Annotated in this window: 20 protein-coding genes and 1 tRNA gene; 20 read left to right on the top strand and 1 reads right to left on the bottom strand. The window is 34.6% G+C overall.

What is annotated here, in order from left to right:
* Positions 1 to 62 precede the first annotated feature (62 nt).
* The 6 genes from mnmG (at position 63) to FS935_RS17230 (ending at position 6,774) form a co-directional block, all read left to right on the top strand.
* Positions 63 to 1,952, top strand: coding sequence for a tRNA uridine-5-carboxymethylaminomethyl(34) synthesis enzyme MnmG (mnmG, locus tag FS935_RS17255; RefSeq protein ID WP_146949889.1), 1,890 nt, complete (start codon positions 63 to 65; stop codon positions 1,950 to 1,952).
* Positions 1,953 to 1,968: 16 nt separating this feature from the next.
* Positions 1,969 to 2,685, top strand: a complete 717-nt coding sequence (gene rsmG / locus FS935_RS17250) for a 16S rRNA (guanine(527)-N(7))-methyltransferase RsmG (RefSeq protein ID WP_146949888.1) — start codon at positions 1,969 to 1,971, stop codon at positions 2,683 to 2,685.
* Between the two features lie 104 nt (positions 2,686 to 2,789).
* Entirely contained in the window at positions 2,790 to 3,686 is an 897-nt protein-coding gene (gene noc, locus FS935_RS17245) for a nucleoid occlusion protein (protein ID WP_146949887.1), read from the top strand.
* A 459-nt stretch (positions 3,687 to 4,145) separates the two neighbouring features.
* Positions 4,146 to 4,907: a ParA family protein gene (locus FS935_RS17240; protein WP_146949886.1), complete on the top strand. Its 762-nt coding sequence runs from the start codon at positions 4,146 to 4,148 to the stop codon at positions 4,905 to 4,907.
* Positions 4,900 to 5,754: a ParB/RepB/Spo0J family partition protein gene (locus FS935_RS17235; protein ID WP_146949885.1), complete on the top strand. Its 855-nt coding sequence runs from the start codon at positions 4,900 to 4,902 to the stop codon at positions 5,752 to 5,754. The genes FS935_RS17240 and FS935_RS17235 overlap by 8 nt, the downstream gene beginning before the upstream one ends.
* A gap of 318 nt (positions 5,755 to 6,072) precedes the next feature.
* On the top strand, positions 6,073 to 6,774 hold the full coding sequence (locus FS935_RS17230) for a DUF554 domain-containing protein (RefSeq protein WP_146949903.1): 702 nt from the start codon (positions 6,073 to 6,075) through the stop codon (positions 6,772 to 6,774).
* Positions 6,775 to 6,959: 185 nt separating this feature from the next.
* On the opposite strand, the gene yyaC is transcribed toward FS935_RS17230, so the two are convergent.
* Entirely contained in the window at positions 6,960 to 7,583 is a 624-nt protein-coding gene (gene yyaC, locus FS935_RS17225; protein ID WP_146949884.1) for a spore protease YyaC, read from the bottom strand.
* Positions 7,584 to 7,683: 100 nt separating this feature from the next.
* On the opposite strand from yyaC, the gene FS935_RS17220 reads away from it, so the two are divergent.
* From FS935_RS17220 to FS935_RS17155, 14 genes are all read left to right on the top strand, one after another.
* A complete protein-coding gene (locus FS935_RS17220; protein ID WP_146949883.1) occupies positions 7,684 to 8,697 on the top strand; it encodes a YkvI family membrane protein in 1,014 nt (337 codons plus the stop codon).
* Positions 8,698 to 9,026: 329 nt separating this feature from the next.
* A complete protein-coding gene (locus FS935_RS17215) occupies positions 9,027 to 9,896 on the top strand; it encodes a mechanosensitive ion channel family protein (protein ID WP_439116666.1) in 870 nt (289 codons plus the stop codon).
* Between the two features lie 11 nt (positions 9,897 to 9,907).
* Positions 9,908 to 10,117, top strand: a complete 210-nt coding sequence (locus tag FS935_RS17210; protein WP_240050942.1) for a DUF951 domain-containing protein — start codon at positions 9,908 to 9,910, stop codon at positions 10,115 to 10,117.
* Between the two features lie 18 nt (positions 10,118 to 10,135).
* Entirely contained in the window at positions 10,136 to 12,139 is a 2,004-nt protein-coding gene (locus FS935_RS17205) for a molybdopterin-dependent oxidoreductase (RefSeq protein WP_146949880.1), read from the top strand.
* A gap of 373 nt (positions 12,140 to 12,512) precedes the next feature.
* Positions 12,513 to 13,613 (top strand): redox-regulated ATPase YchF, encoded by a 1,101-nt coding sequence (ychF, locus tag FS935_RS17200; RefSeq protein ID WP_146949879.1) that lies wholly within the window; start codon positions 12,513 to 12,515, stop codon positions 13,611 to 13,613.
* A gap of 139 nt (positions 13,614 to 13,752) precedes the next feature.
* Positions 13,753 to 14,043: a 30S ribosomal protein S6 gene (gene rpsF, locus FS935_RS17195; RefSeq protein WP_146949878.1), complete on the top strand. Its 291-nt coding sequence runs from the start codon at positions 13,753 to 13,755 to the stop codon at positions 14,041 to 14,043.
* A gap of 39 nt (positions 14,044 to 14,082) precedes the next feature.
* A complete protein-coding gene (ssb, locus tag FS935_RS17190; protein ID WP_146949877.1) occupies positions 14,083 to 14,610 on the top strand; it encodes a single-stranded DNA-binding protein in 528 nt (175 codons plus the stop codon).
* Positions 14,611 to 14,656: 46 nt separating this feature from the next.
* Positions 14,657 to 14,896: a 30S ribosomal protein S18 gene (gene rpsR / locus FS935_RS17185; protein WP_026561616.1), complete on the top strand. Its 240-nt coding sequence runs from the start codon at positions 14,657 to 14,659 to the stop codon at positions 14,894 to 14,896.
* Positions 14,897 to 15,185: 289 nt separating this feature from the next.
* Positions 15,186 to 16,121: a YybS family protein gene (locus FS935_RS17180; RefSeq protein WP_146949876.1), complete on the top strand. Its 936-nt coding sequence runs from the start codon at positions 15,186 to 15,188 to the stop codon at positions 16,119 to 16,121.
* Positions 16,122 to 16,157: 36 nt separating this feature from the next.
* Positions 16,158 to 18,131: a DHH family phosphoesterase gene (locus FS935_RS17175; protein ID WP_146949875.1), complete on the top strand. Its 1,974-nt coding sequence runs from the start codon at positions 16,158 to 16,160 to the stop codon at positions 18,129 to 18,131.
* Positions 18,128 to 18,571: a 50S ribosomal protein L9 gene (gene rplI / locus FS935_RS17170; RefSeq protein ID WP_146949874.1), complete on the top strand. Its 444-nt coding sequence runs from the start codon at positions 18,128 to 18,130 to the stop codon at positions 18,569 to 18,571. Before FS935_RS17175 ends, rplI begins: the two co-directional genes overlap by 4 nt.
* A 161-nt stretch (positions 18,572 to 18,732) precedes the next feature.
* Positions 18,733 to 20,094, top strand: a complete 1,362-nt coding sequence (dnaB, locus tag FS935_RS17165; RefSeq protein WP_146949902.1) for a replicative DNA helicase — start codon at positions 18,733 to 18,735, stop codon at positions 20,092 to 20,094.
* A 314-nt stretch (positions 20,095 to 20,408) separates the two neighbouring features.
* Positions 20,409 to 21,695, top strand: a complete 1,287-nt coding sequence (locus FS935_RS17160; RefSeq protein WP_146949873.1) for an adenylosuccinate synthase — start codon at positions 20,409 to 20,411, stop codon at positions 21,693 to 21,695.
* Between the two features lie 298 nt (positions 21,696 to 21,993).
* Positions 21,994 to 22,069 (top strand) — tRNA-Lys (locus FS935_RS17155).
* Positions 22,070 to 22,088: the final 19 nt, after the last annotated feature.

The following is a 22,088-nucleotide window of genomic DNA, read 5'->3' as shown; positions in this document are numbered from 1 at the left end:
AAAGGCTTTGTATATAAAATCTAGCTTTTAAAATTAATATATGAGATAAAAGGAGGTAAATAATGTCTTATAAAGCAGGAGATTATGATGTCATTGTAGTCGGTGCAGGTCATGCTGGCTGTGAGTCAGCATTAGCATCAGCAAGAATGGGTGCAAAGACATTGGTCATAACAATAAATTTAGATATGGTAGCCTTCATGCCATGTAATCCATCTGTTGGAGGTCCAGCTAAAGGGATCGTTGTTCGGGAAATTGATGCTTTAGGTGGAGAGATGGGGAAAAATATCGACAAAACTCATATTCAAATGAGAATGTTAAATACAGGAAAAGGGCCTGCTGTTAGAGCGCTTCGTGCACAAGCAGATAAATTTTCCTATCAACATGAAATGAAAAAAACAATGGAAAATGAAAAAAACCTTACCTTATTACAAGGAATGGTGGATCATTTAATAATTGAAGATGATGTTTGTAAGGGTGTTGTTACTCAAACAGGTGCAGAATATGCTGCAAAATCTGTTGTTATTACTACAGGGACATTTTTACGAGGTGAAATTATCTTAGGTGACCTCAAGTACTCAAGTGGTCCAAATAATCAACAACCTTCTATTAAATTATCTGAACACTTACAAGAGTTAGGCTTTGATTTAGTGCGTTTCAAAACAGGTACACCTCCACGTGTTAATAGTCATTCGATTGACTATAGTAAAACAGAGATTCAGCCTGGTGATGAAGTGCCACGAGCATTTTCTTATGAAACAACCAAATATATAACAGATCAGCTTCCATGTTGGTTAACATATACGAGTGAGCAGACACATCAAATTATTGATAATAATTTACACCGCTCTCCAATGTATTCTGGCATGATTAAAGGAACAGGACCGCGCTATTGTCCATCGATTGAAGATAAGGTTGTTCGTTTTAATGATAAGCCGCGTCATCAAATTTTCTTAGAGCCTGAAGGCCGGAATACACAAGAAGTATATGTTCAAGGTCTATCAACTAGCTTACCGGAAGATGTTCAACAGCAAATTTTAAAAACAATTCCTGGTCTTGAAAATGTTCAAATGATGAGAGCTGGATATGCAATTGAATATGATGCAATTGTTCCAACGCAATTATGGCCAACATTAGAGACGAAAAAAATCACATCATTATATACAGCTGGGCAAATTAATGGAACATCTGGCTATGAAGAAGCAGCTGGTCAAGGACTTATGGCTGGAATCAATGCTGCTCAAAAAGCATTAGGACGAAAAGAAGTAATACTTAGTCGATCAGATGCTTATATTGGTGTACTTATTGATGATTTAGTTACAAAAGGAACAAGTGAGCCTTATCGCTTATTAACATCAAGAGCAGAATATCGTCTACTACTAAGACATGATAATGCTGATTTACGTTTAACAGAAGTCGGTCATGAAATAGGATTAATAGCCGATGAGAGATTTGAAAAATTCATACAGAAGAAGCAAGCAATTGAAGCAGAAAAGGAAAGATTAGCTTCAATCTTTATTAAGCCGAATCAGGAGACTCAAGACTTAATTGTTTCTGTTGGTGGAAGTGAATTGAAAGATGGTATTCGTGCTAGTGACTTATTAAAAAGACCAGAAATGCTCTACGAACATATTTCACAGCTCGTACCAGCAGAGAAACCAGTAGATGCTGATGTTGCAGAGCAAGTGGAAATTCAAACAAAATATGAAGGCTATATTGAAAAGTCTTTGCAACAAGTTGAAAAATTAAAGAAAATGGAAAATAAGAAAATCCCAGAAAATATTGATTATGATGATATCAATGGATTAGCGTCTGAAGCTCGTCAAAAATTAAAAGAAGTAAGACCGTTATCTATGGCACAAGCATCTCGTATATCAGGCGTAAATCCAGCTGATATCTCAATTTTACTAGTTTATCTTGAGCAAGGAAGAATAGCTCGGGTATCTAATCAATAATGGAAAGGTTTTGAGTATGGATACAGCATTATTTCAATCAAGTTTAAAGGAGAAAGGAATAGATCTTTCTCCTCAACAAATGGAGCAGTTTGATTTATATTATGAATTGCTAGTAGAATGGAACGAGAAGATGAACTTAACGTCTATTACTGATAAGAAGGATGTTTATTTAAAGCATTTTTATGATTCAATATCTGCAGCATTCTATTTTGATTTTTCAAAACCGCTTTCATTATGTGATGTAGGTGCAGGTGCTGGTTTTCCAAGTATACCAATCAACATTTGCTTTCCACATTTACATGTATCAATTGTTGATTCTTTACAAAAAAGAATTACATTTTTAACAGAGCTTACAAATCGATTAGGCTTAAAGCATGTAACATTACATCATGATCGAGCTGAAACATTTGGACAAACTCCTGAATTCCGTGAATCCTATGATATTGTGACAGCAAGAGCAGTAGCTAGGTTATCAGTTTTAAGTGAGCTTTGTATTCCATTAGTAAAAAAAGAAGGGTATTTCATCGCTATGAAGGGGGCAGCTGCTCAGGATGAATTAGAATCTGGGAAAAAAGCGCTTCAAGTTTTAGGTGGGAAGGTTCAACAAACCCATTCATTTGAATTACCAATGGAGAATAGCGAAAGAACAATATTTATAATAGAGAAACAAAAAAGTACACCTAAAAAATATCCTAGAAAACCTGGAACGCCTAATAAGCTTCCGATAGAGTAAATGTTTCACATGAAACATTTACTCTAACTTTCCAACATATGCAGGAAAAATCGCTAGAAAAAGAGAATATTAAAAATGGTAGTTTTTAAAGGTGGTGTAGGCTCATGAAGCATCCATTTTCTCGCTTTTTTGGTTTAGGAGAAAAAGAACAAGCAGCACATACAGAACAGTTAGAACAAACAGAACCAATCATTATTAATGATGTTGAACAAGAACCTATAGTAGAAGATAACCGAGAAGAAGTTAAACAAATTGTCGTAAAAGACATTGTGCCAAACCGATTTCAGCCACGTACTGTATTTTCTAATGAAAAAATTGAAGAGTTAGCCTTAACAATTCGTACACATGGTATTATCCAACCTATTGTTGTTCGTGAAGTAGATGGAAGATTTGAATTAATTGCCGGTGAAAGACGTTGGCGTGCTGTCCAAACATTAGGATGGGACGTAATACCTGCAATTGTAAAGGATTTCAATGATACAGAAACAGCAAGTGTAGCTTTAATTGAAAATCTACAAAGAGAAGAATTATCTTCTATAGAAGAAGCTGTAGCTTATGCGAAACTACTTGAATTACATGATCTTACTCAAGAAGCATTGGCACAGAGATTAGGTAAAGGTCAATCAACAATTGCTAATAAACTAAGATTGCTAAAACTTCCGCAAGAAGTACAGGATGCTTTATTACAAAAATCAATAACAGAACGTCATGCACGTGCTCTTATTCCTTTAAAGGATCCTGATATGCAAAAGAAACTCTTAGAAGAGATTACTGAAAAGCAACTTAATGTTAAACAAACAGAAGATAGGGTAGTCAAGCTGCTTGAGAAGAATAATGTCAAACCTAAACCAAAACGTAAAGCATTTAGTAGAGATACTAGAATTGCAATGAATACAATTCGTCAATCTTTATCAATGGTAGAGGATAGCGGTGTAAAGCTTAATACAGAAGAAGAAGAATTTGAAGAATATATCCAATTCACAATAAAAATACCTAAGTAATTTTTTCATAGTTGCCTTTATAATAAAATATTTCGGATTTTTACATGTAACTTATAGCTAGGTACTGGCAAATGTCAGGCCTTTTTCTTTTTTCTCATCCTTTATTACTTTTTCCTCAGCTTTCTTCAACATTATTCTGTGATAGTTAGCAGAGAAAACTTTGAAATAGTAACCTACTAAAAAAGTATAGTCTGTTCTTCTACAAAATTCATTTTTGCTATAACGAAAATACTAAATTCAAGGAAATCGTAAAAAATTCAAACCTTTACTAGAATTTCATGATAAAATATAAAAATGATAACAAATGGTATATATAGGTTGATCATTTGAATCAGTTTCTATTAGTAATAGAAGCTAATAGTGAATAGAGAGATAGAAATAACTCCATTTTCCAAGAATAAATGGAGTTTAAACGATATTAAATAATAGATATTATGTATTATGAAAGCAGGTGACATCGTGGGAAAAATTATTGCGATTGCAAACCAAAAAGGTGGAGTTGGTAAAACAACAACCTCTGTAAATTTGGGTGCTTGCTTAGCATACATCGGTAAACGAGTCCTTCTCGTCGATGTTGACCCACAAGGAAATGCGACAAGCGGGATAGGCATCGAGAAAGCAGATGTCGAGCATTGCATATATGATATTTTAGTAGATGATGCAGATGTTAAAGATGTAATTAAACAAACAGCTGTTGAAAATCTAGATATTATTCCTGCTACGATTCAATTAGCAGGTGCAGAAATTGAGTTAGTCCCGACTATTTCCAGGGAAGTTAGATTAAAAAGAGCACTTGAAACTGTCAAAAATGAGTATGATTATATGGTAATAGATTGTCCACCATCATTAGGTTTACTTACAATTAATGCATTAACAGCTTCAGATGCAGTTTTAATTCCTGTTCAATGTGAATATTATGCATTAGAAGGATTAAGTCAATTATTAAATACAGTGCGACTTGTTCAAAAGCATTTAAATACTGATTTAATGATTGAAGGTGTATTACTAACAATGCTTGATGCTAGAACCAATTTAGGTATTCAAGTTATTGATGAAGTGAAAAAGTATTTTCAGGATAAGGTATATAAAACAATTATTCCTCGAAATATCCGTTTGAGTGAAGCACCAAGTCATGGACAACCAATTATCATATATGATCCAAGGTCTAGAGGGGCAGAGGTTTATTTAGATTTGGCAAAGGAAGTGGTTGTAAATGGCTAAAGGATTAGGAAAAGGCATAAATGCTCTATTTTCTAATATGGAAGTAGGACAGGAAGAATCTGTTCAAGAAATAAAGCTAAATGAAATCCGCCCTAACCCTTATCAACCACGAAAAATTTTCGAAGAAGATGCGATCCAAGAACTCAAGGAATCAATCTTGCAGCATGGAGTTTTACAGCCTATAATCCTCCGTAAAAGTATTAAGGGCTTTGAAATTGTAGTAGGTGAGCGTCGTTATAGAGCTGCAAAAGAGGCGAAGTTGCCATCGATACCAGCTGTTATCAGGAATTTAACTGAGCAACAAATGATGGAATTAGCTTTATTAGAAAATTTACAACGTGAAGATCTATCTCCTATAGAAGAAGCTCAAGCTTATCACACATTAATGGATAAATTGGATTTCACCCAGGAAGCATTGGCTAAACGTTTAGGGAAAAGTCGTCCGCATATCGCTAATCACGTTAGACTTTTATCTTTACCAAAGCCTATTCAACAATTAATTGCTGAAGGAAAGCTTTCAATGGGACATGGTCGTACATTATTAGGATTAAAAAATAAGGATAAGCTTCAGCCACTTGTAGAAAAAATTCTTCGTGAACAGCTTAATGTTCGCCAGGTTGAGCAGCTTATACAACAAATTAATCAGAATGTTCCACGTGAAACAAAGAAAAATAAACCTGAGAAGGATGTTTTTATTAAGGAAAGAGAATCATTTTTACAGGAGTATTTCGGAACATCAGTTATTATAAAGAAACAAAAGAAAAAGGGGAAAATTGAAATTGAATTTTTCTCGCAAGATGACTTAGATCGAATATTAGAGCTTCTAGATTCACAGAAACAACTCTAAAATTTATCTGTTCAGAAAAGAGCTGGCTATTTTATAGTCAGTCTTTTTTATGATGTTATTAGATTAATAGGTAACTTTCTTTTAAATTAGGCTTTGTTAAACTTCATGGTTGATTTCGTTACAGTCATTAGCTTTGACAGGCTACCCCGCAGAGTCAAAGCTATTAACCTACAATCAACCAATGCTAGAAATCAACATATAACAACGCCATAAATTAAATAGTCGAATAACGATCATGATAGGGATACCCGATAATCATGATCGTTTTAAGCTATGTATAGATCTTTTACAATAAAAGTAATAGGTGGTAGATTGAGTTTGGTATTATTAGGAAGTATAGTGAATGCATTAGGAATTATAGTGGGGACATTGTTAGGGTTATTACTTAGACGTATTCCTGAACAAATGAAACAAACAATATTGATTGCTATTGGTCTTTCAGTAGTAGTGTTAGGTATTGATATGGCACTAAAAAGTGCAAACTTTTTTTATGTGATTGTAAGTTTAGTTGTAGGAACAGTTATAGGTGAATGGATTCGTATTGAAGATAAACTTCATCAAATGGGAAGTATGTTAGAAAGAAAATTAGGGAAATCTCAAAATGGTGATATTGCTCAAGGCTTTGTGACAGCTACATTAATATTTGTGGTCGGTGCCATGGCGATAGTAGGTGCACTTGATAGCGGCTTAAGGTTAGATCATTCCGTTTTACTAACTAAATCGATGATAGATGGTTTTACAAGTATGGTATTAGCAAGTACACTTGGAGTAGGTGTTCTGTTTTCAGCCATTCCTGTTTTCTTATATCAAGGAAGTATTGCCTTATTTGCAAACGTGATACATGCTTTTCTTCCAGCAGCTTTATTAGAATTACTAATTGCTGAACTTACTGCTACTGGAGGGGTATTAATTTTTGCTATTGGTATTAATATTCTAGGAATAAAGCAGATTCGAGTTGCTAATCTTCTTCCAAGTATCATCATTATCACTGTCATTGTGGTAGTTCAATATTTTAATTAAACTTGATGGTTATTTTTAATAATAGAGATATCAAGTAGCCTTATTAAAACACTGTATATGTTATGATATGCAGTGTTTTTTGTTCACTTTAATGTGTGAATGGCAGGCTAATCCTTCCTGAAAACAGTTGATCTCTTTTAATATTATTGCTTAATGATGCTTGCTATAAAGGGTGATAAACTAGCTTAATTACTAATAGAATCTTGATTATCCAGCCATTTACTTCTGACTGATAATCGTTTTTCAGTGTATGCTTTTTCAGCGTCTAAAATTCCTTGTGAAATGATTTCTGACATACTCATTACAAGATGAAGCCGTGTATTTTGTAAAACTAAAAATTCCATATAGCCACTTATATTAACTATTCCAGTAATATGCATATCCCCAACTGCAGGTAGATCTTTATTTACACCTGCTCCTGGCTTTATTGAGCCTTTATCCACCTGAATATACCCAACACTTTTCAAACGTCCGAGACAAGCATCTATAGCGATTATAAAGGGGTTGTTATGTTTTTCTTGAATTAATTCTAATGTTTCTTCTAAATTAACTGCATGGACAGGATCCTTCAATGTTCCATAAACATGAAAATGTGCGATTTCTTTCTTTATTGATGAACCTATAAGAGGACCTAAGCAATCACCTGTTGAACGATCTGTACCAATACATATAATGACAATTGGCTTGTAATATAATCGTGGCAAGTTTTTTAAAAGAGATTCTGATAATAGTTGAATAGCTCCATCGTTTTCATAATAGATGCGATCTGGTTGATTATCAGATTGAAAAAGTCTTGATTTTAGATTCATAGAATTCACTCCTACGTCATAGTAGTAACAGTATACGGAAGAATGATCATTTCTATACATGTTGATTACAAATAGGACAGCCTTAAGAGGTGGGAAGAAGATGAAATCAGGAATTAAGTGGATGTTTCTTATATTAGGAACAATTATTGGAGCAGGATATGCATCAGGGAGAGAATTATGGCAATTTTTTGGTTTTGAAAGCGGACTGGCTATTGTGATTTTTACAGTCATTTTCATATTAGCAGTCTATGTTGTTATGAAAATAAGCTATGAAGAAAAAACAACTCACTTTTTCCCAGTATTAGAGAGGTTAATAGGGAAAAAGCTATCACATGTTTATGATGTTTTGATTGTTTTGTATTTATTCACAACAACAATAGTGATGATAGCAGGTGGTGGAGCAACACTTGAATCCTTTTCAATTCCTTATTGGGGTGGTATCGCTCTTTTCTCGGTGTTACTTGTTTTACTCTTTTTAGGAAACTCAAGTGGAATAATCAAATTGAATTCAATTATTATTCCATTGCTTGTAATAGGACTATTTTACGCATTGATGTCATTTAATATCTCTCATCACTATTCATGGGTTTTAGATTTAAATGAACAGTATAATTGGCCAGCTGCATTCACCTTTGCGTCTTTGAATATATTACCGCTTATTGCTGTTTTATCAGCTATTGGTAAAGAAATAAAAGACCTTAAGGAAGCAAAAGTAGCGAGTATAGGAAGTGGAATCATATTAGGAACCATTTCATTTGTTTATAATGAAACGCTAATTCAAATGGCAGACTATGTAGCAGAATATGAAATCCCATTATTTGCAGTGTTAAAGGACTCACCATTTGCTTTCTTTCTTTTTATGTCAGTCATGCTATGGCTGGCCATCTATACGACTGCTGTATCTGGAATTTTTGGACTTGCCTCGCGTTTTAAAGAAATCATCAAAATTCCATATCCGTTAATTGCACTTTTGTTAGTAGCACTTATGATCCCATTTACAAAGTTTGGATTTGCCAATCTTGTTAGTATAGTTTATCCAGTGTATGGGTTAATCAATCTTTATTTACTCGCATCAATCCTTTTATATCCGTTACTTAATCGCTATAAAACATAAGGAATGAAATAGGAAAAAATGAGGGTCTTCATTCAACATAAACTAATAGATAATGAGCATGACACTATCTATTAGTTTTGAGGATGAATGGCCCTTGTTATTATTCATGCATTTTTATGGTATTATCTGTTAAAATTCAAAGGTAGCTACCTTATGAAACACGTATGGCCTAAATAATCACTGCAATATTCATTGATAAAGTGCCACTATTTAAAGGTAACTTTGATTTTCAGTCAATTTAGAAGCAAATTGATCAGTAAATGAAGTATAATATTGGCTATGAAACTAGTTGGATTTAAAATATAGTTAATTAGAAGAAGGTGAATACAGTGGATATAATCAGTAAAATGTGGAATGAGTTTTATGTATACATTACTGATGTTCAGCTATGGATTACGATAGGACAAGGTCTTTTAAAGATTATCTTGATCCTTTTTGTAGCCAATATGTTTATTAGACTTGGAAGGCTTGCCATTAGTAAGGTGTTTTTATTTCGCGGCAAATCTCCTCTCCGTATTTCAGAAAGACGTGAAAATACCCTTTCGAAATTATTGGAAAATATTTTAACCTATGTAATTTATTTTATCATGATTATTATGGTCTTAGAGACATTAACGATTAATGTTGGTGCTTTACTTGCCGGTGCTGGAATTATAGGTCTAGCTGTTGGGTTTGGTGCCCAGAATTTAGTTAAAGATATAATTACTGGATTTTTTATTATATTTGAGGATCAATTTTCAGTAGGAGACTTTATTAGAGTATCGACTTTTGAAGGAACTGTTGAAGAAATTGGTTTGCGTACTACTAAAATTAAAAGTTGGACAGGTGAATTGCATATATTACCGAATGGTAGTATTACTGAGGTAACAAATTATTCGATTCATAATAGTATTGCGGTTGTTGATATAAGTATTTCTTATGAAAGTGATATTCCAGAAGCGGAACGTGTGATTCAGGAACTGTTATCTGAAATACCAGATAAATATGAAGATATTGTCACACCACCAGAATTATTGGGTGTCCAAACATTGGGTGCTTCAGAGGTTGTTTTACGAGTAATTTGTGAAGTTGAGCCTATGCGCCACTTCCATATATCACGAATGCTTCGAAAAGATATAAAAATTTGCTTAGATGAAATGGGCATAGAAATTCCATATCCAAGAATCGTGATGTACAACCGAAAAGAAGAGGTTAGTTAAGTAAGGAGGCTATGTTAATGGAAAAGGAATTTGGTTTACATGATATTGTAGAAATGAAAAAACAGCATCCTTGTGGTACAAATAGATGGAAGATTATTCGTATGGGGATGGATGTTAGAATAAAATGTCTTGGCTGTGAACATAGTGTATTAATTCCTAGAAAAGAATTTGCAAGGAAAATGAAGAAAATGCTCGTCAAACATGAGGAACCGGTGGAATAAACAATGGGGGCAGAGTAAATGAAACAAGTTGTAAAATCTTCATGCCCTTTAAATTGTTGGGATAGCTGTGGGTTTGAAGTAACAGTTGAAAATGGAAAAGTAAGTAGTGTTGAGGGAGATAAAGATCACCCAATCACTCAAGGTAAGATATGTGGGAGAGGTAGAATGCTTGAAACTAAGACAAATAGTCATGAGCGTTTGACAGTTCCATTAAAAAAGGTGAATGGACAATTTATTGAAATCACTTGGGAACAAGCACTTGATGAGATTTCTGAAAAAATGACTGAAATCAAGCAAAAATATGATACAACAGCTGTGCTTCATAGTCATGATTATGCGAATAATGGACTTTTGAAAAATCTAGATAAACGCTTCTTTAATTGCTACGGAGGTGTAACTAATTTAGTAGGAAGTATCTGTTGGGGATCTGGAATTGAAGCGCAAATTTGGGATTTTGGCAGCTCTGATAGTCATGGACCAGATGATATTTATAATAGTAAGCATATTGTGATATGGGGAAGAAATGTTGCGAGAACGAATATGCATTTATTCAACCATCTACAACAAGCAAAAAAAAATGGCAGTACGATAACAGTCATTGATCCAATCTTTAATGCAACTGCGAAAATAGCAGATCAATATATTTCGATAAAGCCAGGTATGGATGGTTTAGCAGCGATTGGGATTATGAAATATTTAATTGAGCAAAATAAGCATGATAAAGCATTTATTGAGGACTATACAGAAGGATATTCAGATTTAGTAGATTTATTGAATCGTTTTACATTGGAAGAAATCCTTGAAAAAACTGAACTATCACTTCAAGATCTAAAATACCTAGCGTCTATTTATCATGATGGTCCAACTTCTACATTTTTAGGACTAGGTATGCAAAGATATGCTAATGGTGGGAATACTATAAGGCTCATCGATGCACTAGTTGCAATTAGTGGAAATATTGGCATAGCAGGCGGTGGAGCCAATTTTGGGAACATCCAAGTTGGAAAAAGCTTTGATATGAATGCCCTAACTTTGCCACAAAAAGCAACATCATCAAGACAATTTACAATGATGAAACAAGCTGATGGGATACTAGAAGCTATAAATCCCGAAGTTAAAATGATTATCGTTACTTGTGGAAATCCTCTTGTACAGGTACCTGATTCAAATAAAGTGAAAAAGGCCTTTGAATCTGTTGAAACGCTAGTTGTGATCGATCATTTTTTAACTGATACAGCAGAAATGGCAGATTATGTGTTACCAACAACAACAGTATTTGAAGAAGAAGATATATACTATGCTTCAATGTATCATCATTATGTAAATTACGGCAGCAAGCTGGTGGAACCACCAGGTGAAGCCAAGTCTGATCTATGGATTTGGACAGAGCTTGCAAAAAGATTAGGCTTTGGAGATGAATTTGCGTATTCTATAGATGAATTCTTGAATATGGCCATATCTCATCTTAGTGATGATGATATAACGTTAGAAAAATTAAAGAAGCAAAGTAGATTACCATTACCGGTTAGGAATGTACCATGGAATACTAAAGAATTTACTACTCCAAGTGGAAAATTTGAATTCACATCAACACTAGCGAAAGAAAAAGGATTTAATGGGAAACCAGAATACTACCTTCCTAAAGAATCAAGCATTTCCAATCCAGACTTAGCTGAAAAATATCCTTATCAGCTTTTATCCATTCACCCCTTACGTTCAAATCACTCACAGCATTATCCTCTAATAGCTGCATTGCAAACTGTTAAGATAGAAATTTCCAAGGATATTGCTAATGAATTGGAATTAATTGAAGGGGATAGAGCTACAATTTTTAATGATAGAGGTAGATTATCTGGAAAGATTAAGATCTTAAAGAAGGCTCATCCTAAAACAATAAATGTGGATGAAGGACAATGGCATAAATTCGGTGGATCAGTTAATTTATTGACTCCTGATGATAACTCAGATAATGGACAAGGTAGTATTTTATATGATTGTTTGGTAAATATAGAGAAAAGTTAATAAAGAAGATTCATTGAGAGGAGCTTATATAGGCTCTTTTTTCTTTTGTAATTATATTACTGTGTATTAGAAGAGGCTCCTTGACCTAATAAGATTGTTCGTTTTTTGAATTAGCCGGCAATTGCTTGTTCAATATTTGACAAAGCGAATGCCTGTACCGGAAATCAACAACAAAGTATCAGAGGTCATTACTTAGAAATAATCTTTAAGTACACTATTTTAAAAAATTAATCGTAAACAACAATGTTCTTCAATTATAGATGATCATTAAATATCGTTGATCTGCTTGTTTTTTATGTGTTTACTATCTATAATTGTTGAAGGTTGAATAGAAATCGGACAAACTATTTGTTTTAGATAGAGGAGTGGGAAAATGGCATTAACTGCTGGGATTGTAGGTCTTCCTAACGTTGGAAAATCAACATTATTTAACGCAATTACACAAGCTGGTGCAGAGTCAGCAAACTATCCATTTTGTACAATCGACCCTAACGTTGGGATTGTAGAAGTACCGGATGAAAGATTACAAAAATTAACAGAACTTGTTAAACCTAAAAAAACAATACCGACTGCATTTGAATTCACTGATATCGCTGGAATTGTTAAAGGTGCTAGCAAAGGTGAGGGATTAGGAAATAAGTTTTTATCACATATCCGTCAGGTTGATGCAATTTGTCATGTTGTTCGTTGTTTTGCTGATGATAATATTACACATGTATCTGGTAAAGTTGATCCAATCTCAGATATTGAAACGATTAATTTAGAGTTAATATTAGCTGATTTAGAAACAGTTGATAAACGTATTGATCGTGTTGCTAAGCTTGCAAAGCAAAAGGAAAAGACAGCTGTTTATGAGCATGAAATTTTAGTTAGCTTGAAAGAAGCTTTTGAAGATGAAAAGCCAGCTCGTTCAGTAGAACTAAATGAAGAACAACAAAAATATGTTAAACAGCTTCATTTACTTACAAGTAAACCTGTTTTATATGCAGCAAATGTAAGTGAAGATGAAGTAGCAGATGCATCAGACAATGAATATGTGCAAAAAGTTCGCGAGTTTGCAGCTGGAGAAAATGCAGAGGTAATTGTAGTTTGTGCAAAAATTGAATCTGAAATTGCTGAACTCGACGGCGAAGAAAAGGCAATGTTCTTAGAAGAGCTTGGTATTGAAGAATCAGGATTAGATCAATTAATTAAAGCTTCTTACCATTTGTTAGGCTTAGCTACTTACTTCACTGCAGGTGAACAAGAAGTTCGTGCTTGGACATTTACAAAAGGAATGAAAGCACCACAATGTGCGGGCATTATTCATACAGATTTTGAAAGAGGATTTATCCGAGCTGAAACTGTATCTTACGATGACCTGTTAACAGCTAAAACAATGGGAGCTGCTCGTGAAGCTGGTAAAGTTCGTCTTGAAGGAAAAGAGTACATTGTTAAAGATGGAGATGTTATTCATTTCAGATTTAACGTATAAGGTTTATGCTTGTCAGACCTAACAAGCCGCTTGCGCTTTTCGTAATCATTTGTTATAATTCTATATTGTGAGTAAATTATTTTAATAATTGCTCCTTGCCCGAGTGAGGGCCGTTTAGACCAAAAGGAGGTGTAAGATGATGAGAAAGTACGAAGTTATGTACATCATCCGTCCAAATATCGAAGATGAAGCTAAAAAAGCTTTAGTTGAGCGTTTCAATAACGTTTTAGCTGATAATGGTGCGGAAGTTACAGAAGCAAAAGAGTGGGGCAAACGTCGCCTAGCTTACGAAATCAATGATTTACGTGATGGCTACTACATGCTTCTTCAAGTTAATGCTGAAGCTGCTGCTGTTCAAGAATTCGATCGTTTAGCGAAAATTAGCGAAGATATCATTCGCCATATCGTTATTAAAAAAGAAGATAAATAATATAAAGTTAGATAAGATATTCAAAAAAGGATGATTTTGATGTTGAATCGAGTAGTTTTAGTCGGAAGACTTACAAAAGATCCAGAGCTGCGTTACACACCAAGCGGAGTAGCTGTTGCTACATTTACTTTAGCAGTAAACCGAACGTTTACTAATAACCAAGGTGAAAGAGAAGCTGACTTTCTTAACTGTGTGATTTGGCGTAAACAAGCTGAAAATGTTGCGAACTTCCTTAAAAAAGGTAGCTTAGCAGGTGTTGATGGTCGTTTACAATCACGTAGTTATGAAGATCAAACTGGGAAACGCGTATTTGTTACAGAAGTTGTTGCAGAAAGTGTTCAGTTCCTTGAGCCGAAGTCTGCAGGTGGCGGTGGTAACAACAATAACTACAACAACAATAATAACAATTCTGGTGGGTATCCAGGTAACACTGGTAATCAAAATCCTTTCGGTTCAGATCAAAATCAAAATCAACAGCGTAATCAGGGTCGTACAAGCTTTGATGATGATCCGTTTGCTAATGATGGAAAACCTATTGATATATCTGATGATGACTTACCGTTTTAATACAATATATGAACGTAACCTCAAATAAGAAGGGAGGAAATTAAAAATGGCAGGTGGACGCAAAGGTGGTCGTGCGAAACGTCGTAAGGTGTGTTTCTTCACATCAAACGGTATCACACACATCGATTATAAAGATGTTGACTTACTTAAAAAATTCGTATCTGAGCGTGGTAAAATCTTACCTCGTCGTGTAACAGGTACTAGCGCAAAATACCAACGTAAATTGACTGTAGCTATTAAAAGAGCTCGTCAAATGGCATTATTACCATACGTTGCTGGTGAATAATTAATGAAAAGCACAGAGGAGAATTTCCTATCTGTGCTTTTTTCAATTAAGCTCTTTTCTAAAAAGTTGTTCTTATTATCTGTTAGAAACAGTATGTTATTGTGTATTTTGAAAGAAAAAAAGCCAAAGAGCCGTGAATTGAAGTTATTTTACATATTTCAAATAAAAATTAGTTTGTATGAAATACTACAAATACATTGTTGTAAATTACCCGAGTGAACTCACTCATTATTAATGCAGAATATAAAATCCATAACTATAATAAGTAAAACTTTTAAGAGGTGTCAGTGTGCGGAGACTTCATGTTATTACAGAAGGCGCTATTTTATTAGCTATTTTCTTAGTGTTAATGCTCTTTACCAATTATGCCCCAATTATTGGGGGAATCTTACACTTTGTTCTCCCTTTACCATTTTTACTTTTTGCCATAAGACATAAAGTAACTGATGCGTTATTGCTCTTTTTTGCAGGTTGTATTCTTTCCTTGCTTATTGGTTCGATTACAAATATTTTACTTGTGCTACTATTTGGTTTAAGTGGAATTGTTATGGGGGTATTTTACAAAAAGCAGCAGCCTGTTGGAGCCTTAATTGGTGGGAGCTTAGCATATATAATCAATTTATTGCTAGGCTATATTGGAGCAATTCTTTTTCTTAAGATTGATCTTATTGATGATACAGTTACTATGATTGAGCAATCAATTGCTCAATCAAAATCTATTTTCTCGAATTTTAATACTAATGAAGATATGACAAACCAGTTTAAACAGCTAGAAGAAGGTATAGAATTAATACCCACACTTTCACCAACAATCTTCGTAGGGACAGCTATCTTTTTTGCTATTCTCACTCATATTATTGCTATACCTGTTTTAAGAAGACTTAGAATAAAGGTTCCAGCTTTAAGACCATTTAGAGAGTGGAGATTGCCCCAAAGTATTGTTTGGTATTATTTAATTGTTTCGATCCTACTCATATTTAACCCTGATAAAGATACGTTTTACTTCATGGCTGTTTTAAATATTTATATGATTTTACAAGCAGTTATTTTGATACAAGGATATTCGTTTATCTATTATTATTGTTATGTTAAGGGAATTTCAAAGGCAGTACCCATTATTATCGTTATTGTGTCATTACTAATGCCATTACTTCTTTATCTTATAAGAATCTTAGGTATAATTGATATAAGCTTTCCTCTACGTGGTAAAATAGCAAAAAGGTAAGATGTAATCACTGTTGCGAGGAGTTGATAAATTCGAATGCCAAGCTTTTATGAAAAACCATTAATTCGTTATCCTATTTATGCATTAATTAGTGTAACAGTGATAGCTGTACTTCTACTTTATCTATATAACTGGATACTAGGATTAGTTCTCTCCATGTTCCTTTTGGCAGCGTTGTATGTTATTAGTAAAGCAGTTGTCGATTTTAAGCTAGAAATGCAAGGCTATATAACAACTCTTTCTTATCGTCTTAAAAAAGTCGGTGAGGAAGCACTAATGGAGATGCCAATCGGAATTCTTTTATACAATGATCAATTCCAAGTAGAGTGGTCTAATCCATTTATGACGTCTTGTTTTGATGAAGATACATTAGTGGGGAGATCTCTTTATGACGTGGCAGATTCCCTCGTACCATTAATTAAACAAGAGGTAGAATCAGAAACTATTGCTTTGTTTGATCGAGAATTTAAAGTGATCATTAAAAGAGATGAACGTTTATTATACTTTTTTGATGTGACCGAACAAATTGAAATTGAAAAGCAATATGAAGATGAACGCACCGTACTTGCATTCATATTTTTAGACAATTATGATGAAGTTACACAAGGTTTGGATGATCAAACAAGAAGTGCCATTAATAGTGAAGTTACCTCTATATTAAATAAGTGGGCCAAGGATTATGGTGTATTTTTAAAAAGAATTTCATCTGAACGCTTTCTAGGTGTACTAAATGAAGATATTCTAACAAAGCTTGAAAAAACTAAGTTTTCTATTCTGGACGAAGTTCGGGAAAAGACAACCATGCAAAATGTTTCTTTAACTTTAAGTATTGGAATTGGAACAGGTATATCTACTTTACAAGACTTGGGCGGTATGGCTCAATCTGGATTAGATTTAGCATTAGGACGTGGCGGCGATCAAGTTGCTATTAAACAAACAAATGGGAAAGTGAAATTTTTTGGTGGGAAAACAAATCCTGTTGAAAAACGCACTAGAGTACGTGCTCGAGTTATTTCACATGCATTAAAAGAAATTGTACTCGAAAGTGACAAAGTGATGATCATGGGTCATAGATTTCCTGACATGGATGCTATAGGCTCCGCAATAGGAATTCTGAAGGTTGCACAGGTAAATGAGAAAGAAGGATTTATCGTTTTAGATCCTGATACACTTGATTCTGGAGTTGAACAGCTTCTTATTGAGCTCAAAAAACATCCTGAGTTATGGTCAAGGTTTATTACTCCTGAACAAGCCCTTGAAATTATGACAGACGAAACGCTACTAATTGTTGTTGATACTCATAAACCTTCTTTAGTGATTGATGAAAGATTACTTATTAGAAGTGAAAATGTAATTGTCATTGACCATCACAGACGTGGTGAAGAATTCATAAAAGATCCGATACTTGTTTATATGGAGCCATATGCTTCATCTACGGCTGAACTTGTCACAGAGCTATTAGAATATCAACCAAAAAAGCTGAAAATGAATATGATTGAAGCAACCTCATTACTAGCAGGAATTATAGTTGATACAAAGAGCTTTACACTTCGAACAGGCTCACGTACATTTGATGCAGCATCTTATTTAAGAGCAAAGGGTGCTGATACAGTACTAGTTCAAAAATTCCTGAAGGAAGATATTAACCATTACGTAAAACGAGCTAAGCTCATTCAACATGCATCACTTTACAAAGAAGGCATTGCCATTGCTATCGCTCAGGATGAGGAGCATCATGATCAAGTCATTATTGCTCAAGCAGCAGATACATTACTAACAATGAATGGTGTAGAAGCTTCATTTGTCATAGCTAAGCGTGATGAAGAATGTGTAAGTGTAAGTGCCAGGTCATTAGGTGATGTTAATGTCCAGATTATTATGGAGGCTCTTGGTGGAGGCGGGCATTTAACAAATGCAGCAACCCAGCTACCAAACCAAACACTTGTAGAAGCAGCAGAAAAATTAAAATTAGTGTTAGAGGATTATCTTGAAGGAGGAACCAAATCATGAAAGTTATCTTTTTAAAGGACGTTAAAGGAAAAGGAAAAAAAGGGGAAATTAAAAATGTTGCAGATGGTTATGCACATAACTTCCTAATCAAGCAAGGCTTAGCAGTAGAAGCAACAGGAGCAAATGTAAGCTCTTTAAATGCTCAAAAAAAGAAACAAGAACAAGAACTAGTTGAAGAGCTTGAACAAATGCAACAGCTTAAACTAGATTTAGAAAAATTAACAGTTGAAATTCAGGCTAAATCTGGTGAAGGTGGTCGTTTATTTGGTTCTGTTACAAGTAAGCAGATTGCGGATGAGTTAAAAAAGACACATAATATTAAGCTAGATAAGCGTAAACTTGATCTACCAGACGGAATACGAGCTCTAGGTTTTACGAATGTTCCTGCGAAGCTTCATCCAGAAGTTACAGCAACAATTAAGGTACATGTAAAAGAATAGTAAATGTTGGAGATTCATGTGGTTTGGTGGAAAGAGTGAAATTTATCTTGAAGCTTTGCCACTTTTTTTTTATGCTTAGTACTTAAGATATTATAAAAGATGATATATTTATTATTGTAATAGATAACTAGTAATTATTAATATAAAGGACGGTGGTCATCATAAACGAGCTACTTGGTGATCGTATTCCACCACAAAATATAGAAGCAGAACAAGCTGTACTAGGTGCTATATTCCTACAACCAGCTTCTCTTACACTAGCATCAGAGCTATTAATTCCAGAAGATTTCTATCGAGCAGCACATCAAAAGATATATAATGCGATGCTTGATTTATCTGATAAAGGTGAACCTGTGGATTTAGTAACAGTGACATCAGAGCTTGCAGATGTAAACCTACTAGAAGAAGTAGGTGGCGTATCATATTTAAGTGACTTGGCTAACTCAGTTCCGACTGCAGCCAATATTGAATACTATGGCAAGATTGTTGAAGAAAAATCAATTCTACGTCGTTTAATCCGAACAGCAACGACCATTGCACAAGATGGATATAGTCGTGAAGATGAAGTTGAGGTTTTATTAAACGAAGCAGAAAAAACAATAATGGAAGTTGCTCAACGGAAAAATGCTGGTGCCTTTCAAAATATTAAAGATGTTCTTGTTCAAACCTACGATAACATTGAAATGCTTCATGACAATAAAGGTGATGTTACTGGTATACCAACTGGGTTTACAGAGCTTGATAGAATGACAGCAGGCTTTCAACGTAACGATCTTATCATCGTTGCTGCCCGACCTTCAGTTGGTAAAACAGCATTTGCCTTAAATATTGCCCAAAACGTTGCAACGAAGACAGAAGAAAATGTTGCGATTTTCAGTCTTGAGATGGGTGCAGATCAGCTTGTAATGAGGATGTTATGTGCTGAAGGTAACATTGATGCACAAAGATTAAGAACAGGCTCATTAACACCTGAAGACTGGGGAAAGCTTACGATGGCAATGGGTAGTCTCTCAGACTCTGGAATCTATATAGATGATACACCAGGTATAAGAGTGAGTGAAATCCGTGCAAAGTGTCGTCGTTTAAAGCAAGAAACAGGATTAGGCATGATCTTAATTGATTATCTTCAATTAATTCAAGGATCAGGCCGATCTGATAACCGTCAGCAAGAGGTATCTGAGATCTCTCGTACGCTAAAAGAGCTTGCACGTGAGCTTAAGGTGCCTGTAATAGCTCTATCTCAGCTTTCGCGTGGTGTTGAGCAACGACAAGACAAACGACCAATGATGTCTGATATTCGTGAATCTGGATCGATTGAGCAGGATGCCGATATCGTTGCCTTCTTATATCGTGATGATTACTATGATAAAGAATCAGAAAATAAGAATATCATTGAGATTATCATTGCTAAACAACGTAATGGTCCTGTTGGAACCGTAGCACTCGCTTTCGTGAAAGAATATAATAAATTCGTAAATCTGGAGCGGCGTTTTGATGATGCAGGTGTTCCAGCTGGAGCTTAGAGGAAAGATCGCGATGGCGGTCTTTTTTTGTTTGCATTTTAATTTTAGAAGAGCTAGTTTAGAAGTGAAAAACTGCATTATACTATAAGTAGATACACATACTAGATAAATATCAGTACCAAAGCGAATGCTATTTAATAAGCAGAAAATGTAGTTATAGTAGTATAACTAAGAGCTACATGAATAAAACCAGTAAAATATACGAACGAATATAAGTAATCTTTTTAATAATGTTCGTATTTTAATTGACTTTCCTATTTTTCACTGTTAAAATAAACATGTTTGAATAGTGCGAAATCACGGAGGTGCACGGAATGTCTTCAGTAGTAGTAGTTGGAACACAGTGGGGAGATGAAGGAAAGGGTAAAATCACAGATTTCCTTTCTGAAAATGCAGAGGTAATTGCTCGTTATCAAGGTGGTAATAACGCAGGACATACGATTAAATTTGATGGTGAAACATATAAGCTTCACTTAATTCCATCTGGAATTTTTTATAAAGACAAAATCAGTGTAATTGGAAATGGAATGGTTGTTGATCCTAAAGCGCTTGTAAAGGAGCTTGCATACTTACACGAACGTGGAGTAACAACAGATAATTTGCGTATTAGTAATCGTGCACATGTTATTCTTCCATATCACTTGAAGCTAGATGAAGTTGAAGAAGAAAGAAAAGGTGCCAACAAAATTGGTACAACGAAAAAAGGAATTGGACCAGCATATATGGATAAAGCAGCACGTGTGGGAATCCGTATATCTGATTTATTAGAGCATGATACATTTGAAGAAAAGCTTACTCGTGCTTTACAAGAAAAAAATCGTTTACTTGAGAAATTCTACGAGGTAGAAGGTTTTACTGTTGAAGAAATATTAGAGGAATACTATGAATATGGACAACAATTTAAAAAATATGTCATCGATACATCTGTTGTGCTAAATAATGCATTAGATGAAGGGCGTCGTGTACTATTTGAAGGTGCTCAAGGTGTTATGTTAGATATCGATCAAGGTACATATCCATTTGTCACTTCTTCGAACCCAGTAGCAGGTGGAGTAACAATTGGTTCTGGTGTAGGCCCAACAAAAATCAATCATGTTGTTGGTGTATCAAAAGCATACACTACTCGTGTTGGTGATGGTCCTTTCCCAACAGAGCTAAACAATGAAATTGGTGATCGTATTCGTGAAGTAGGTAGAGAATATGGTACAACGACAGGACGCCCACGTCGTGTAGGTTGGTTTGATAGTGTAGTTGTTCGTCACGCAAGAAGAGTGAGTGGCTTAACGGATCTTTCACTTAATTCAATTGATGTTTTAACTGGCATTAAATCATTGAAAATTTGCGTTGCATACAAATATAAAGGTGAAACAATTAATGAATATCCAGCTAGCTTAAAAGTTCTTGCAGAGTGTGAACCTGTTTATGAAGAGCTTCCAGGCTGGGAAGAGGATATTACAAGTGTTCGTAATTTAAATGAATTACCTGAAAATGCTAGACATTATATCGAGCGTATTTCACAGTTAACGGGTATTCCTTTATCCATTTTCTCTGTGGGTCCAGATCGTTCACAAACAAATGTCATTCGCAGTGTATATAGCTAAATGATTGTTATAAATGAGAAGAGTGAGTTTTCATTCTTCTCATTTTTTATTGATTGTTACAATCTAATTCTGATAAAAGAGAAAATATATTAAAAAAACATTGTCAAATATAATGCTCCTATGTTATGATAGGAAACGTCCTGTTAGAGAGACGCTAATTATTAAGAGCCTTTAGCTCAGTTGGTAGAGCACGGATGGATATGCTTCACAGCAAAATCATCAGCGCACAAATGGAGCAGCTTCTTGAATAATCTTTCTGAGATTTGGGCGTCGATACTAAGAGTGTTTTAAATACTAGGAGCCATTAGCTCAGTTGGTAGAGCATCTGACTTTTAATCAGAGGGTCGAAGGTTCGAATCCTTCATGGCTCACCATTTTTTACTAGAATGTTAT

This window comes from Metabacillus litoralis, from assembly GCF_007994985.1.
In the GTDB taxonomy this organism is placed as follows: domain Bacteria; phylum Bacillota; class Bacilli; order Bacillales; family Bacillaceae; genus Metabacillus; species Metabacillus litoralis.
This window is presented reverse-complemented; position numbering and strand designations above follow the sequence as displayed.